Genomic DNA, 15,705 nt, shown 5'->3' on the forward strand with positions numbered 1-15,705 from the left:
TTACAGGAAAGCAATCATTGAAATTCACCATATTTAAGGTGGGTTTGAACCCATTTAGGGATTATCGAAGAAATTTCAAAAAATAGCTTAATCTCTGACCCCTAGGACCGAACTCACTTAGTGACGGAAAACTTTGAGTCAGAGAAATCCATGCAAACTTTGTCAATGTACCTGTCGATCCTTTCTTTGAGTATGAGTGTCGGCGCTTGTTTCAAGATGCCCATTCAATCCAAAGGCAGTGTTTCCGTCCTCGACGGGTCGGCTCGCCCCCTGGAGGCGACGCAGGTCTCTGACGTTAAATCCATGGCTACGATCGACCCGGCCGCGAAAACTGCGCAAATGATCGCGGCCCCGACCTCAGGCGATCTCTCGGGCTCGAGTGTGACATTCCCTCCCGGTGCCCTTGGCATCAGCACAGATATGATTATTGAAAAAGCTTCGGACTTCTCGCAAACCACCCTTTTCCAGGAATTGGACCTGGATCAGGACGTGAATGTCACATCGGTCGGCTCCGGTCTGATCATTCGTCCCACAGAATCGGCATCTCTGACTATGCCCATGGTCATCAATATGCCCATTCCCGTAGCAGCCTCGCTCCAATTGCAGTCGAATCAAAATCTCACGGTATTTTACAAGCAATTCGTGGGTGACAGCCTCATATCCGGGGTGATTCCGGGTCAGAACATCACCGTGAACGCCGATGGAACATGCTCATTTGAAGGTTATTTTGGTGTGTATTGGGTCGCTCTCGTCTCGGTTCCGATTGTCACAGCAAAAACAGTGAAGACGGAAGAACCGATCATCAATGCTCAGAACGTGTCCGTTGTCGATGTCAAAGGCGTTGTGTCGGAAACATCCATTCTCGTGACCATGGTGATTCCAGAAGTGAGCTGGCAGGTACCCGCCATCAGTCTGGACGCCATCAGCCGCAAAGTCACTTTGAAATCAAACCCATTGAACAATGCCGTAATCAAAGCCTGCAAAGCCGATTTTTTTACCAGCACCAGTGCATTTTCGGGTTGGACGGTTGAGGCCGGCGCCACGGCCAGCGCCACGCATCTGATTACCAAAAAGGAAGCTCACAAGCTCCTTGGCCGGTTTCGCTGTCTGGATGTCCAGGGCCGCAGCACCGTGTCTTCCTGGTCGCCAGCCATCGCTATTCCAGCCCTCGAACTGCCCACGTGGGCAGTCGCCAGTCTGAATCCAATAATTGCGAGGCAGGGTGATATCGTGAGTATCACCGGTACAAATTTTCGCACCGGAATCAAGCTCGCCTATATCGGTCGCGAAATGACCAAAGTCACCATCAAGTCGGATACGCTCCTGACAGTCGTTATGGATGATGCTCCGCGTCGGGGCGTGGGCAAACTGGCTTTGACTCAGGATGGTGTCGAGCGCTCCTTGAATCTCGCCTATGCGGGCACAAGCTCCGACTTTCCATTGATGACAGCAGCGGTGAGCGATGTCTGCGCGGGTCAGAGATTCTATGATGCCAATGGTGACCTTCTCGAAGGCACTAAAAATTGTTCGGGAGTTTCGGGGATTCCTGTCTGTACAGGTGACGGGCAAATCAATTGCGCCACGTCCGCATCCTATCCTGCAGCTCTTTTATCGGGGCTCGCAGCAAAAGTTGTCAGTGGTCAAACCGTGGCTGGAATCACCGGCACCGCCGCAGCCGAATCCCACACCAACTGCGTGGCTGACGGCGCCTTGGGTTGCTTGACCACACCGGCTTATCCCGCCGCGGCCGCAACAGGTCTCCCGAGCAAAGTCAGAGCCGGGGCAACAGTGGCTGGAATCGCAGGAAATGTGGCCTTGCCTGCCAAGACTCATGTTTATTCGGGCGTCGCCTATGGAGTGGGTGGAAACGCTTTAATAGGTCAATTGATCCTTCCTTCTCCTTCTCTCGTTGCTGCTTCTTTCGGTGCCTATGGTATCGGTGGGACGGGCTCGACCCCCACGTTGGCCGACTGCAGCAGCAACAATACCATGGGCTGTATCACAACCAGCAGCTGGCGATCTGCTGACTGGAGCACCATCATCGCAGGGAATATCAAGTCTGGAGCCACGGTTGCGGGTGTCACAGGGCAATATCCTTCTGGTGCTTATCCTTTAAACGGTAGCACCGGGATCAATGATCTGACATATGCGACGCTTCATGCACAATTGAAGAGTCCAGCCGCGTTTGAATGGTTCGACTCCACCGGCGCGACTTACTCGGCTACAGGTGATCCCGATATCAATGGGGCTTATATCATGGGCGGCGTTGATATTTATGGGACCACCGGTTCCATCGGTAACTGTACCGCTGATGGCCAGACCGGTTGCATGACAACATCCACCTATCGTTCGGTGAATATCGCCGCGCTCTCGCCTTGGGATATCCGTGCGGGAAAATACGCGGGAGGGCTCGCTGGTCAACTGCCGGCCAGCTGCCAGAATCGTATCAATTCGACCTTGTTTAACATGGATGGAGCTGCGGTCAATGCCGCCGTTACCTCGGGATCGAGCCTTGACCGTTGGGATACCATTGATGATCTGAACGGGAATATGGATATGCTGCCAACTGCGTTCATCAATATGTTTGGACCAGATAGTTTCTGTAGCGCATCAGCAGGAACCTGGACTGACGTGACAGGTGATGGCACCTGTGATTCCACTGTCGACGACTGCGTTTTCTATGACCGAATCACCCAGGTTTATTGGTCCGAATCCTATCCAGCTCTCTCGGCAGCACCGGCGATAACAGGCTCAACCTGGTCAGCAGCTGTGACCCGCTGTGAGAACCTCACCTTTGGCAGTTTTAACGACTGGCGTTTGCCAACCCAGCATGATCTGACTCAAGGTATGCTGCATGGATTGCGCGATCTTGGTTTTAAGGGTGGGGGGATAGGGATTAGCTCGAATAACAGTTACTTCATCACCAATGTGGATGATCACTATTTTTGGTCATCGACTACGGCTTCAACCTCTTCAATTTCAGCCTAGCGGCATATGGCCGATGGGACCACGGGCATTGCCCTAAAGACATCGACCATCACGAGTGCAGCGAATCACACGGTGCTCTGTGTGCGCCCGTAAAATCTCCAAGGAATAGTAACCATCCGCAGCACCTTGCGGATGGCTTCAAAGAAATTACTGCTCGACACAAAGAAGACGAGAGTCGACATTGCAAGCTGTCGGGGCATTGGCAAGAATTTTGTTTGATGTCGAATCCTGCCGACCGCGCTCGCCGTTGTCTCCGGAATTTGCGCTGGTCCAATTGAGGCAGTTGTTGCTTCCAGCCGTCCAGTCTCCTGCCGCAGCGAATCCAGTCCAAAAATAGTTGGTTGTCTGAGCCAGCATGCTCTGCAATGGAAACGCGAAAATGCCAGCGGCGTTCGTCGTGCCGATGGTCCCGCCTTCCACCAGTGTGTAAGTCGTATTCGGTTTCAAGACCCAATCCGTATGTTCCGATGTGCCGGCGCCGCAGTTGGCTGTTGTACAGGCAACTCTCACGCCCGATTGCACCAGGAACGCCTTCCAAGTCGATGTCCCATCCGGCTTGGACGCATCTGACGTGCAAAACGAATCAGCACCGGAAATTCCTTGCAGGTTGCCCGCAAAGCTATCCATGCTGGTCAGAAACATACGGCGATCGCGATTGGCTGTCGCAGTTGCGAGTTTGGTATAGGCTCTGGCCTTTTTCGACTCGTCCTCGATCAGAACATTGAAATAGTAAGTCGTCTCAGCGGTGAGTCCGGTGACTGCAAACGAATTGACATCGGCCGTCCAGTCCAAGATGGTGGTTCCGTTGGCAAGGGCCGTCTCAAGAGTTGAGATATTATCGGTGGCTGATTGCACAACTTTGTATTTGATTTTGGTCTGCGAGGTGGCATCATCCACAGCTTTTTCCCAGGAAAGGACCAGCGAAGTCGCGGTGATCGACCCGGCTGCCAGGGTATAAACCTTGGACTCCGTATAGGGGGCTTCAGCATCATAGGCTTTGAATCCTGATGGAACCTCGTTACCAATAAAGGCTGCCGTATAAGCTCCCGAGCTTACGACCGGGATGGCAGGCAAGGTGTCATCGGTCGACCAGGTCAGCTGGCTGGAAAGATAGGCGATAAGGCTTTCGTTCTTCAGTTTGCTGATGACACCAATATTGTCCTTCGTGGGATCAACCGCGAGGCCTGCCACGGCATTGATGGCGATCGTCAAAGTACCCGGCGAGGCGAGCTGCACGGGGTTGCCTGTCGCGTCTGTGACGCTCAGCTCGACACCTGCAGGAGAAGCCATGACCACACCCGACGAGAATACGGTCGCCAACTCTGTCGGCTGTTCGGTGATCGCTTTCACCTCGACAGCCGTTCCAATCGCAAGGGTACCTGCAGGAAAAGCCGCCTGCGTTCCTTTCATCGCCCCTTCTGTGATGGCAACTGTCACGGTTTCCGCCAGATCATCGGCCGTAATCGTCTGTTTCGAGGTCTGCGTGCTGGCAGCCGACGATCCTCCTCCACTCGATTTTCCACAGCCTATAGGTAGTAATATGGATGCAGTCACGAGAGCCTTGTGCCAATGAAACATAAATGTGCCTCAGTACGGGGTTTAAGGACAAATCGCCCAGTATGGCATCGGTAACTTCAGGTTGCCGTTGAATTTTGAAGATGGGGAAAAGTCCAAGATCGTGGACGATGTCTGGTATCCTGGTGGGTTCGGGAGCAGGCGTTAGGCCGATTCATGTCAGAGCGTTTTCCGGCTAGGGACCGGAAAACGCCTCGCGGGTCATGATTGAGAAACTTACTGCTTCAAGCCGTTATACATGCTATCGGCAGCGTGCTGAGCAATCTCCTGAATGGATTTCGTAGCCGTCGCTGGGAAACCCTGATTGCTAAGCACAAAGTGCAGAACGGTGACAATCACGGCTCCACCTTTGCCATCGTTAAAAGACACATTCAGCATGACCGAACGACTGTAGCTCTGGTTACCTGGATCATTCAGATGCTCCACTCCGAAGCCCATTTCTTCATTGCCCAGCTGGACCTGATACAGGTTATACTGGGTTTTCCGCTGACTATTCAGCGTCAACCCCTGCGCCCCTTTGATGACAAGGTCATAATTCAAATCAGCCGACCAAAGATGCAGCTCCGAATCCAGAGTATCGGCGCGGCGAGCGGACCCCGCTGTTAAATCAATGACGTCGCTGGAATAATTTTTTGCGATATATTCATAGAGCGGCCGTGATTTCACATCAAAAGGTCGAAGGGGCACACGGAAACTCCAAGCGACTAAAAATTCCGAACGGTCGCCTTCGGTCTCGTGCTGAGCCTGAAGAAGCTTCAACTGATAGGTGCCCGGAGCCTGAGCCAGGGCTTCGGCACGGAAATCGATAAAGTCCTTCGTGGGTTTGCCACCTCGACAGAAAAAATCCAACTCCTGCTTGACGTCGGAACGAAGCTTCAGATTGCCGACGTTATCGCAATAAAGTTTGGGATAATCCGCATTGGCGGGATTAGCGGCAGCTGATCCATCCGAGCTGTTTGCTGCCAAAGCCTCCGACGGCGATGGGGCGCTTGCCGTTTTACCACAGTGACTGACACCGACTGCGATCAGAACTACCAGAGCCTGCGATGTTTTCATGTTCGTTCACCTTGTGTGCGATGAGTTGAAATCAAGGAACGGATTTGCTGACAAGATGCTCCTGGAGCATTTTAGCAACAGCACCGTTCAATCCTGTTAACGTGACTTTCATGCGTTCGAGGTCAATACGGTTCTTGATCACAAAATTGTTAAGGAACAGAATGTACGATTGGCCGTCTTCAGCCTTGATGCCTATCGTCAGCCCGTGAGCCTTGTGATAGTACTCATTGGTCTCGACGTCCAAAAGATGCTCAGCTGAGACGGCAATGTCCTTATTCGTTTCAACCGGCAAATAAGTATTGAATTCCGTGCGCCGAATATCGTGGATACTTGCTCCGTTGGCAAACCTCAGGTCATAGTTCAGAACGATCTCTTCCACGCTGCCCTTGCCAGGGAATGGCTTGCGTGAATCCACCTTGACGTAAAGTTCCGAGCTGCCTTCCTTGATGCCGGGCGCAAAAACGTCATGAGGCTTAAGACCCGCAAAGAGTGTGGGGCTTGCCAAAGGCGCTTTGATGGCATAAATCAAGGCCAGTTCCGTGACGAAGTTATCGCTGGTCGAGAATTTGAGGACCTTGACCTCAGGCGTGCCGGTACCGACGTAAGCTTTGGCAAGGGCTTCCTTGAAAGCTGGGGTCGTCGCCGAACCGTTGCAGATTAATTTAAACTCCTCGCTGAAATCAGCTTTCTTGGACGCGGATGTGACCTTGGGTCCTTCCTCGCAAAGCACCTGCTCGGCGCCGCGAGTATCCGGTGCTTCCACGACCACGGCTGTCCGGGTCTCTACGGGAGTGACCACTGATGCTGAGGTATCGATAGCAGCACCTTTGAATTTGCCAGCTTCCGGTGCACAGGCTCCGATCACGAGGAGGCCGCCTGAGAGAAAGAATGTTGCCGTCTTGATTGTCATAACTGCTCCTGGTGTTGCCGATTACTTGCTCTGGGCTGCATGCAGAGATTTTGCGTCAGCTGCGATAAAAGCTGAGAAAGCCTCCACCGAGTTTTCATGGTTGTCGCGGCTGTTCATCACGAAGCTCATCACCGTCACAGTGATGGAACCCGTGGGGTTAGCCGGATCGCGCATGACGCCACGGACGACAACTGCCTTTTTAAACTGCTCGCTCGGTGCCCGGAGGGTCCGCACGGCGGCAAAGAAATCAAAGTTATTGGGATGCATGCGATAGAGCTTCAAATCGTGCACGGAAATATCATCGAATTCTTCGCCGGCGTCGACAACGGTCCGCTGCTCCACCGTGAATGCTGTCTCTGCATCACCGCTGTTGAGCACAGGTGCGGCGAACTTCGGTGTGATGGTCAACGGTTCCACGGAATAGGACGTGGGCACGTACTGTTCCTCACCCAGAAGGTTTTGGGCCGGAGGCTTGGGAATTTTCAAGGCATAGGCCACAGTGATCTGACTGGTCAGGTTAACTGTATCTTCGGCGATCAGTATGTTTTGTATCACGGGCTCGCCCACGCCTGTATACGCAGAGGCAAGCAGCGTCGTCAGGAGCGGAGCCGGAGTCAGGTTGGGGCAAATCAGGTTGGCCTCATCCTTGAAACTCTGTTTGGTGATGGCAAAGACATTTTTAAAGCCGAGACAAAAATTCTCGGGCGTCAGAGCCAGGACATTTTTCGGGGGAAGGATGCTATGCACACTCCCACTCTGGGCCAGAACCGTGGCCGGCAAAGCCCAGAACAGCAACCGAACCCAACGCGTGCTCATGTTTAACCCCTGCATTAAAGTTGATAGTCTTAAGGAGCAACTCCCATGCCGCCTGACCCAGTTGATATTCCATGCAGTTGGGCCGGGTCCAGTCTGGTCAGTCGATTTCGTGTTTTTAGTCTAAAGTTATGATTTTTAAGGATAATTAGAAGCATGACATGTAGGGATTGCGATTCTGGCCAGAATTGATTTTTAAGCCATGATTTCAAGCTTTGGAAACAAAAGAATCGGCGGCACAGTTCTGTATTGCCAGAACTGTGCCGCCTTGAGTAGGGGCCATTAAACTTTGCGGCGCATGGCTCGCATCGAGGGCAAACCGCTGCCGCTGGTATCGACGTCCAGAGCATGCAGAATGCCCGCGTAGATTTCCTTCTCTGTCATTTCACGCCCAGATTCAGGGTCCCCGGTTTCGGGGTTGAAACCATAGGTTTTCAAGGTTTTAAGATCCACCCCTCCGAGGACGCGGCCGCCGTTGACCATGGGTGAGATGATGACGACTCCATTGTTCACATCATGACCGCTGGGAAATTCCCGCAGATTTTCCTTGCGGGTTTTATCGCGGCCAAAATCGGTGGCGATATAAATCATGGAGTGGTCCCAGTAACTTTCGCCGTTTTGATATTCGGTCACTTTTAAAAGCGTAATGAGGCGGTCCATCGTATCCAGGATCCGATGCCAAAGCACGGCTTGCGTGGAGCGATGGGCATTGTGCGAATAGTCGAACGCAGTCGGCGTGTTGGTGAGCAAAGGATTGTCTTCATCCTTGCCATCGATGGTCACATTCATGCCGAGACCAAACGTGGCCGTGCAGGTCAGGCCTTGCGTGACGCTCAGATAGGCCAGCAGAGCCTGGGTCTGCAAAGGATCAGGACCGATGTCAGGAAAAACTTCGCGCAGAATTTCACCATCGCGGTTGGGATTCAGGCCGAAGTTTTTAAAGGGCAGGTCCTTGCTGTCTTCAAAGGGATTGAGTCGATTGATGGCATCAGCCTGCTCGAAACGTCCCTGCTGCGCGCGAAACTTCATCCAGTCCTGGATCAAAGGATTCGCACCAAACGTTTGGTAAAAGGCTGACTGGGGCTCCAGCTTTTGATCCCTGAGCTGACGGGCCATGGCCATGAGCGCATCATCCGGAACACCCTGAATGCCTTTGTAACCATGGAGAGAAAATGGGAAAAAGGCCGGGTCCGGGACGGGCTCCGCCATGGCAAAACCTGGCAAGCTACGATCGCGGCCATGCTCGGCATAACCAACGGTGGCCATGTTGATGTTCGGCAGCAAAAGCCCTTGGCCGTACTGGGCAGCGACAGCTTCCTGCAGCGTGCGGCCGTTCCAGGCATCATGTCCGGTAACACTGCGACGCTGGGCCTCAGGATGGGCGACCGCAGTGCCGGTGCAGGTCGCCACCATGATATCGTTTTTATATTTGCTTAAAAAGCGGGACTGCACGGCTTTCACGGGAAACGGCAGCGCTCCAATTGCGTCAGAGGCCATGTCCACGGCACGCAGTTCCGTGCCATCAATTGACTTCACCAAAAGGTCGGGAAACACGTTGAGCGTGCTGGCATCCTTGACCTCGGACGCGCGTCGGGCCAGGAAACAATCATTGATCGAGGCACCGCCCATCGCAGTGAAGACGAATAGGAATTTGCGAGGACCGGCCGAAGCTCCGGATGCCAGTCCACTGGTTGGGACAGACTGGGCTTTTAAACAGCCGTTCAAAAGAGGTGAGCCCATGAGCATTTGCAGCACCTTGCGACGGTTCATTGCGGTTTTCATGCGTCTCCCCCCTGTTCAATAAAATGTGGCTTCCACGCTGGTTAACACCGCGTAGCAGCTCAAGGTCATCCAATTCCGAGCCGCCCCGATCGATTGCTGAGCGTAGATGGCTTCATAAAATTGCAGCAGATTTTCCAATTCCGTGGCGCTGGCATCACGCAGGAAAGCTCTTTGATAAAGCGTATGGATGGCCGTCACGACAGCCTCGGATTTGACCAGCCGACCATCGGTGCTCAATTCCACATCTTTGAAAATAACCGCTCGCCCTGGATTGACGAGATCGAGTTGGGCGCGTTGCATGCAAGCCGACAGCACCAGACGATCCAGCGACATGGCCGAAGTCGCACTGACCTGCTCCGGGTGACGATACTGGGCGTTGCCATAAGCATTCATGCTGCCAAGGCTGACCTTATGAACAAGGTCGGCGCAAGGCAATCGCCCCAATTCCAGACACATGCCCTGCGGGTCGAGAACCAGGATCTTGGCAAGATTGTTGCGCAAAAGATCGGCGCGCATGCGTTTGACCTGAGCTTTGGGTGACGCCGTCAGTGGCAAGGATTGTTCTATTTTTGCCGCTTCCGATCCGCCTGTTAACGACTTTGATTTTTGGCAACCCGAAGTGATGATCACAAGGACCATCAGAAGGGCCTGGGTGTTAGGGAACACTGTACGCCTCCGTTTTAATCAGGTCATGCAGCATGGCTTTGACGTTATAGTTATGAACTGTTTTAAAGTCGGTCCAGAGTTTGACGAACTCGTGATTTTCTTCCGAGCGCGGCTCGTGCCCGATCAAAAAGCGCCAGTAGTCGCGCACGGTATTGGCGGCGAAGAGATCATTGTCCACCACGGCCTGGGCCCATTCCCGAAGATTTTCCACCCGCCGACCAAAAATGTAGCCAGCCTCCGGCATGTTTTTGATGCCAGGAAATTGCTGATCGAGATAGTCCATGCGTGGAAGGGAATAGGATAAGGGCGTGAGGTTTTTCTCATCCCCCAGGTTGGCGAGGTTTTGCAAGGCGGTGGCATTCTGTCCTTGGAGTACCGCGGCGGTTCCGGTCAAGCCATTGTAGTTGCGGAAAGGATAGGCCAAGGGATCGATCGCGGCATGACATTGGGCGCATTCCGGACGGGTGACGCCTTTGGAATCATAGTCTGCAAATTGGCTCATAAAAGGATCAGGCGTCGTCAGCCCCTGCATGTTCACCAGAGAAAGACCCAGATAGGCGTTGAAGGCCTGTGCGACCAGAACGCGGGCGATGCCGGTATAATTCAGATAGAAGCTCAAGTTCCAAAACGAAGTCAAGAGCCCCACACGCTTGTCCGGCTGCATTACCTGGCCATCCAACAGACGCTGGGGCGTGATCTTGGTATAGGTAACCGTGGATCCGTTTTCGGTGCGTGTCACCGTATAATTTGCCAACAGTTGATCACGAGCATCGTGACCATCAATCTGCGAATAAACGAACAGATTAAAGTCCGCATAATAATCGACGATCGGAATAACCCCGGCATCCTCGCCCGATTTCACCGAACCCACAGGACGTATTTTGTATTGTCCAATCTGCCAGACGATACCATCCTTGCCGCGCCAGTGAACGCTTTCCAAACAATCATCAAGCAGATCATCCAGAGCTTTATCCTGGCGTTCACGAGAGAGTGCGCGGAAACTCTTGTAGTCGTCATAGTCCGGATTTTCTCCGCAGACATCCAGCCAGATTTTTTTATAGACATAGGCCGGATCACGTTGGCAGAGGTTCCAGGAGCCGTTAATCAAACTCGCAAAGGACTGATTTTGGCATCCACTCACGGTGGGACGACTCTGATCATTACCGGGCAGATGCCCCGCTTCGATTTCCTTGAGGTTGGTAAAACCATCCTGATCACAATCCTCCTGACCAACTGCTTCAATCGCACCGCGCATATCCGCAAACGTGCTGGGAAATTCGGAGCTCGTCTTGGCCATGCCCTGCTTCACGCACCCGCCGAAGGGATTCAGTGCTGGAGGCTGAGCCATGTGGCAGTAGCTGCAGCTGATTGTCGAACCGGAACACGAGGGACTGTTTGGAAATGCCTTGCAAAATAGGTCTGTGGCCCAGGGTTTGGCTGATGCCTGCCCGCTGATGAGAAACATGACGAGAATGATAAGATGCCGCATGGAGTCCCTCATTCCGGAAAGCCAGCCTGCGACCAGGCTGAGAAAAGTTTTTTGGGTTCGTTGGCCAGCGCGCCCGAGGGTGGCATCGCACCGCTCAGAACCCGACCGATAAGGCCCTTAAGTTCAGACGCGGACTTCACTTGAGCATAGGTGCTGAGATCCAGCCTTGGATTGTTATTGGCCCTATGGCAGCTGCTGCAATGTTCTGCAATCAGCGGCTTAATATCCTTGGTGTAAGTCACGTTGTTGACGGGGACTCCAGCCGGGCCTTTATAAACGCCTGCAAAGTAGCGAAGCTCCTCATCACCCACATTGGTGATGATGCCGGAAAAGGCCCGCTGACCGTTATCAATGTAATATTCCGTCCAAAGATGAAAGCCCAGCGCCAGCGTTTCAGCATCTGAACCGAAGCGATTGGTCACGCGATAGGCCACATCACCTTTAAACAGGCCTATGTGCGTCAGCCGCTCGGTTGGAACCTTTTCCACCAGAATGCTGCCTGTATAGACTTTGCCGACCGTCAGAACCGGATTATCCGTGGCTGTAACGGTGGCTTGGATATTTTTGAAGAAGCGGTACTCACCCAGTTCCTTGGTGTAACGGGCGGCATCGGCGATAGGCGAAATCGCGGGGGCGACCGGTGGATTGAATTTCACCTCGGTATGAAAGCCATCCCGATCGTTCACCAGATGATCCGAGGCACGAATGGTACAAACAATGCCCTTCCAGTCCTTGGCAAAGTTGGAGTTGTTAGGCACGGTATAATTGGTCACAGCGCCTTTGAATTTTTTGGTGAGATCCAGAGCCCGCTGATTGATAGGCTCGATATCCGTGAGAGTCCCATAAACGGAGGTGCCATTTGAATTTTGATGGGATACTGCCACATCGAGGGTGGTTTCCAGCAGCGTTCCATGCAGATCGAGAACCGACGTAATATCGACGTTGGCTACCGCGAATCCAGCATTGATCACCCGCGTATAGGTCTCATTCATACTCGTGGTAAAAGTCTTGGCATTGGAATCTGCGAAGTCCGGTATTCCGCATTGCGGAAGGACTATGTTCAGATCCTCGGTATCCTCTCCCAGGTCCACCGTACGCGTGGTGCTGGTGCCGGCCACCTCTTCCTGGGTGAGAGGATCGACATACTGATCCAGCTTATTCAAAGCTTCGATGTCGAGGGCCGATTTGGGTTCCGATGTCGTGGTCTGGCTGGCCTGATTCTTTTTCTTAGTGCAGCTCGTCCAGCTGACACTGATTCCGAGTGCCAACAAAACACTCCAACGAACATGTGACGCCCAGCGTTGCATGATGAATCTCCCAGTTAATAGCCTTATGGGGTACATTGCAAAAGACCGACCAAAATTCATCGAATTTTTCGCGTGTAAATAATTGTTTTTACTTGTGTTTTTGAGACCCGATCGGAAGACTGAGGACAGAAATCTGGCAATCGATTTGCCTGGTCTTGCTTTTCTTTTATGATTATGAAGGCTTACAGAAAACTGGGCGGCTAAATTGAGGAGAAGAACGCAGAGGAAAAGATTCCCAGAGAAAAACTCTGGGAACCCTGCACACAAGCGTAGCGAAAAGCGGGGGGGCTTTTCGTTATTTCAACCGTATCGTTAGGGTCGTCTCGGCATTCTTAATCTCAAAACGGGCGTCCTGAAATGAAGCCGGTCCCATGGTACCGCGTACGTTATTGGAGAAGCCGTAGTCTTCGGAAGGAATGCCCATGATATTGGTATTCAAGGAACCATTTCCATCCGCATCGTGAAAGGCTTTGATTGCATAGGTTCCAAACGGTACATCGCGAAAATAAATATCAACCTTGTCACCTTTGATCGCAATGCTTTCGCCGCGATAACGGGCTTGATGCAAAGGTCCTTTATCAAATTCTTCGGCAGATTTTTCCAAAGCCAATTTCACCTGACCCTGTGGATTCTTGATACCCTCCACGATTACATGCAGAGTTCCCAGCTGAACACCCTGAGCGATCATGGTGCTGGGTCCCATGGTGAACATGAACGCAAGGGCCTGGACAAAGGTCTTCATGATGGTCTCCCTGGTTGGTTTGGGGTCAGTAAGCTACCGGCATAACCACGAGGTTCATTGATGTAGTTAGCGCTCTGTGGTCGGCCATAGGTTTCGTTGAATAGATTCAGGCTCCGGGGATGCTTGTAGATAAAACGCATCCAACGCAGATGAGCTGGCGAACGAACAAACTGCATCATGGCTTTTTCGCTTTCCCAGTAGCTCACAAGCAGAATCGAAAAGGGACTGCTGACGCCTGGCAGAATCAGAGTGCGGCCCGGCGCATTCCGAGTGGCTCCAATAAAACTGAAGACATTGAGCCACATAAAGGCAAAGCCTCGCAGGTTGCGACAGGAGAGTCCTATCACCAACCCCAGGTGCTGCGCCTTCTCCAAATCAGGCCTCTGAACCAGTTTCTCGCTCATGTGTGCTTGCTCCACTTGGTTACCAGGAAAACGTGCAGCGTAAAGCCAGCGTTTCCTTGTTATTGAGTAGAAGCTTGGGACTGGTGGTCGCCGCTTCTGTCTTCTGGTACTCAGACCCAATACTGATTCTATCACTCACGGGGCTGGAAACGATCAGGCGCAGCATGCGATCCTTGTTATCAAGGCCCTGCAGAAAAAAGATCTGCGGCTCCAAGAGGGACTTCAAAAGGCTCAGGTTCGCGCTCACAGCCAACCACGTGAGAAAAGTCTGGTCCCGCTCCGTATCTGTCTCCGTCCAGGCGCCTTTCGAATAGGCTTCGGGTAATGTTTCCCACCAATCATTGTGCAGTTCGACGCCCAGCGTCTGGAGGCCATCGTCGGATGTATAGGTCAAACCCATAATGCTTTGCCCTAGATTGGTCCGTTCGACTTCAGCCGCGATGCTGGTGGCCGGAAAGTTCCGGTGCCAGGCAAGATCCGCACGCACCAGCCAGCTTGCTTCCGCATAAGACAGACTCAAGCCGCTCGTCTCCACCATTTCCTCCTCAATCATGATGTCGGTTTCCCCTGAGAAGGCCTGAAAGCGATAAGCAGGTTCACGGGGATGATGGCGAAAATAATAGAGACGGCTATCCACTCCGCCTAAAAACATCCCAAGTCGTCCGCCGTATTCACTATCACGCCCCACTTCATACTGCCGATCATCAGCAATTTTGTAATCACCGACACGGTCCGGCTGTCGACTTTTCACAGCCCACGGCACCGCGATCAGCTGGACATCAAGGGGTCCGGATCGCCACTCGCCGAGCAGCATGGGACTGCTTTGTTTCGCGCCCGCATCGTAAAATCCACGCAGATACCCGACATCACGCGGATTGACGACATCCAGAATCGGCAGCAAAAGATTTTCACCCCAACTGATTTCCTGCCAACCCACGTTGAGCTTAAAGTCCCCCCAGGGCTTTTCCACAAATGCGATCAGCTTTTCCACATTGTCATGATCCGGCTGATCCCAGGTTTCGGCCTCTTCACTATCGACGATGAGCCGATACTGAAGGTGAAACCGTGTGGCCCTGGCATCACGCGTCAGACTCCAGACATGCTTTTCGTGGAAGAAAATCTGCCCATGCTGGGTGCTGCCATCGGCCATATCATGAGCATACTCCACCCCCAAATCGCGACCGTTGCGCTCATGGACGCCGGGCAAGGCGAAGGCCGGTGCCGCAAGGAGCAAAGCGAGGATCCATCCTCGGATGAGGCAGCTCATGGCGTCCTCTTACTGCAGATTGTTCTGCGAAAATTGCGTGGATGAAAAATCCGCCTGCTGCATCTCGAGAATACGCAGTACGGAATAGTCCTCCTTGCGATCGGCATTCTCTATGATGATGCGGGTCGGACGGACATTGCCTGCCATGCTCTTGTAATCAGTGAATTCAACCCGCTTCAGCACCTTGCCCTGCAGCGAAAGGTATTCGCCACGAAGAGGCCGTGAGTTGCTTTTGTCAATCCACACCCGGATGCCATCATAGGTCAGGCCGCGACGTTCCGCTTTCAAAAGAAGCACCCATTCCTTGTCGGTTTGGGATTCCAAGGAAGGCTTATAATCCCCCACCCAGGTCATGCGGCTGATATCACCGTTGGCGGCCTGTCCTGTTAACTTTTGGTTCAAGGTCACGCGCAGGGAGCGCTTGATATTCGGCACGAAGGCCCACATATCCTCATGCAGCATCAGAAAATTCTTACCCACTTCCCTTGGCGGATCCAGGGTTCGAATCAATGAGCTTTCCTTGCCACCCACCTTAATTTCATAGCGAAAGCGACTCTCATCCGACGATTCCACAGAAACTTCCATACGATATGATTCTGATGGGGCTCGAATTTCATCCGCTTTCTTTAAAATCTCATCAGCCGATTGACCCATCAGGGAGCTTGACCAGATCATTAGAGCGAGAACGTGTAGGACGCGCATGGCA

At 52.8% G+C, this 15,705-nt stretch carries 13 protein-coding genes; 1 reads left to right on the top strand and 12 read right to left on the bottom strand.

What is annotated here, in order from left to right; translation table 11 throughout:
• Positions 1–150 precede the first annotated feature (150 nt).
• Entirely contained in the window at positions 151–2,988 is a 2,838-nt protein-coding gene (locus VE954_RS22745; protein WP_324957092.1) for a hypothetical protein, read from the top strand.
• Positions 2,989–3,135: 147 nt separating this feature from the next.
• Here VE954_RS22745 and VE954_RS22750 read toward each other — a convergent pair whose 3' ends face one another.
• The 12 genes from VE954_RS22750 to VE954_RS22805 all read right to left on the bottom strand — a co-directional run bounded on the left by VE954_RS22750 (position 3,136) and on the right by VE954_RS22805 (position 15,701).
• Positions 3,136–4,566 (bottom strand): DUF1554 domain-containing protein, encoded by a 1,431-nt coding sequence (locus VE954_RS22750; RefSeq protein ID WP_324957094.1) that lies wholly within the window; start codon positions 4,564–4,566, stop codon positions 3,136–3,138.
• Between the two features lie 213 nt (positions 4,567–4,779).
• Complete coding sequence (locus VE954_RS22755) at positions 4,780–5,619, bottom strand: hypothetical protein (RefSeq protein ID WP_324957096.1); 840 nt, start codon at positions 5,617–5,619, stop codon at positions 4,780–4,782.
• A gap of 31 nt (positions 5,620–5,650) precedes the next feature.
• Positions 5,651–6,529 carry a hypothetical protein gene (locus tag VE954_RS22760; protein ID WP_324957099.1) on the bottom strand — a complete coding sequence of 293 codons (879 nt, stop codon included), beginning with the start codon at positions 6,527–6,529 and terminating at the stop codon, positions 5,651–5,653.
• A gap of 21 nt (positions 6,530–6,550) precedes the next feature.
• Positions 6,551–7,345, bottom strand: a complete 795-nt coding sequence (locus VE954_RS22765; RefSeq protein ID WP_324957101.1) for a hypothetical protein — start codon at positions 7,343–7,345, stop codon at positions 6,551–6,553.
• Between the two features lie 279 nt (positions 7,346–7,624).
• Complete coding sequence (locus VE954_RS22770) at positions 7,625–9,124, bottom strand: hypothetical protein (protein WP_324957102.1); 1,500 nt, start codon at positions 9,122–9,124, stop codon at positions 7,625–7,627.
• Positions 9,125–9,139: 15 nt separating this feature from the next.
• Entirely contained in the window at positions 9,140–9,790 is a 651-nt protein-coding gene (locus VE954_RS22775; protein ID WP_324957104.1) for a hypothetical protein, read from the bottom strand.
• The gene (locus VE954_RS22780) at positions 9,780–11,279 is read right to left on the bottom strand and encodes a hypothetical protein (RefSeq protein ID WP_324957106.1); all 1,500 of its coding nucleotides are present in this window, start codon (positions 11,277–11,279) and stop codon (positions 9,780–9,782) included. The genes VE954_RS22775 and VE954_RS22780 overlap by 11 nt, the downstream gene beginning before the upstream one ends.
• 8 nt (positions 11,280–11,287) lie before the next feature.
• Entirely contained in the window at positions 11,288–12,586 is a 1,299-nt protein-coding gene (locus VE954_RS22785; protein WP_324957108.1) for a hypothetical protein, read from the bottom strand.
• A 295-nt stretch (positions 12,587–12,881) separates the two neighbouring features.
• Complete coding sequence (locus tag VE954_RS22790) at positions 12,882–13,328, bottom strand: DUF2141 domain-containing protein (RefSeq protein WP_324957110.1); 447 nt, start codon at positions 13,326–13,328, stop codon at positions 12,882–12,884.
• Positions 13,325–13,732 carry a hypothetical protein gene (locus VE954_RS22795; RefSeq protein ID WP_324957112.1) on the bottom strand — a complete coding sequence of 136 codons (408 nt, stop codon included), beginning with the start codon at positions 13,730–13,732 and terminating at the stop codon, positions 13,325–13,327. The genes VE954_RS22790 and VE954_RS22795 overlap by 4 nt, the downstream gene beginning before the upstream one ends.
• Before the next feature lie 19 nt (positions 13,733–13,751).
• Positions 13,752–14,999: a DUF1302 family protein gene (locus VE954_RS22800; RefSeq protein ID WP_324957114.1), complete on the bottom strand. Its 1,248-nt coding sequence runs from the start codon at positions 14,997–14,999 to the stop codon at positions 13,752–13,754.
• Positions 15,000–15,008: 9 nt separating this feature from the next.
• Positions 15,009–15,701 (bottom strand): outer membrane lipoprotein-sorting protein, encoded by a 693-nt coding sequence (locus VE954_RS22805; protein WP_324957116.1) that lies wholly within the window; start codon positions 15,699–15,701, stop codon positions 15,009–15,011.
• Positions 15,702–15,705: the final 4 nt, after the last annotated feature.

The sequence above is a fragment of the Oligoflexus sp. genome (assembly GCF_035638955.1).
Taxonomy (GTDB): Bacteria; Bdellovibrionota_B; Oligoflexia; order Oligoflexales; family Oligoflexaceae; genus Oligoflexus.

Coding starts and splice junctions, on each gene's coding strand:
- VE954_RS22805 (WP_324957116.1), bottom strand. CDS start 15,701: ATGCGCGTCCTACACGTTCTCGCTCTAATGATCTGGTCAAGCTCCCTG.
- VE954_RS22770 (WP_324957102.1), bottom strand. CDS start 9,124: ATGAAAACCGCAATGAACCGTCGCAAGGTGCTGCAAATGCTCATGGGC.
- VE954_RS22745 (WP_324957092.1), top strand. CDS start 151: ATGCAAACTTTGTCAATGTACCTGTCGATCCTTTCTTTGAGTATGAGT.
- VE954_RS22790 (WP_324957110.1), bottom strand. CDS start 13,328: ATGAAGACCTTTGTCCAGGCCCTTGCGTTCATGTTCACCATGGGACCC.
- VE954_RS22795 (WP_324957112.1), bottom strand. CDS start 13,732: ATGAGCGAGAAACTGGTTCAGAGGCCTGATTTGGAGAAGGCGCAGCAC.
- VE954_RS22780 (WP_324957106.1), bottom strand. CDS start 11,279: ATGCGGCATCTTATCATTCTCGTCATGTTTCTCATCAGCGGGCAGGCA.
- VE954_RS22760 (WP_324957099.1), bottom strand. CDS start 6,529: ATGACAATCAAGACGGCAACATTCTTTCTCTCAGGCGGCCTCCTCGTG.
- VE954_RS22755 (WP_324957096.1), bottom strand. CDS start 5,619: ATGAAAACATCGCAGGCTCTGGTAGTTCTGATCGCAGTCGGTGTCAGT.
- VE954_RS22785 (WP_324957108.1), bottom strand. CDS start 12,586: ATGCAACGCTGGGCGTCACATGTTCGTTGGAGTGTTTTGTTGGCACTC.
- VE954_RS22750 (WP_324957094.1), bottom strand. CDS start 4,566: ATGTTTCATTGGCACAAGGCTCTCGTGACTGCATCCATATTACTACCT.
- VE954_RS22765 (WP_324957101.1), bottom strand. CDS start 7,345: ATGAGCACGCGTTGGGTTCGGTTGCTGTTCTGGGCTTTGCCGGCCACG.
- VE954_RS22800 (WP_324957114.1), bottom strand. CDS start 14,999: ATGAGCTGCCTCATCCGAGGATGGATCCTCGCTTTGCTCCTTGCGGCA.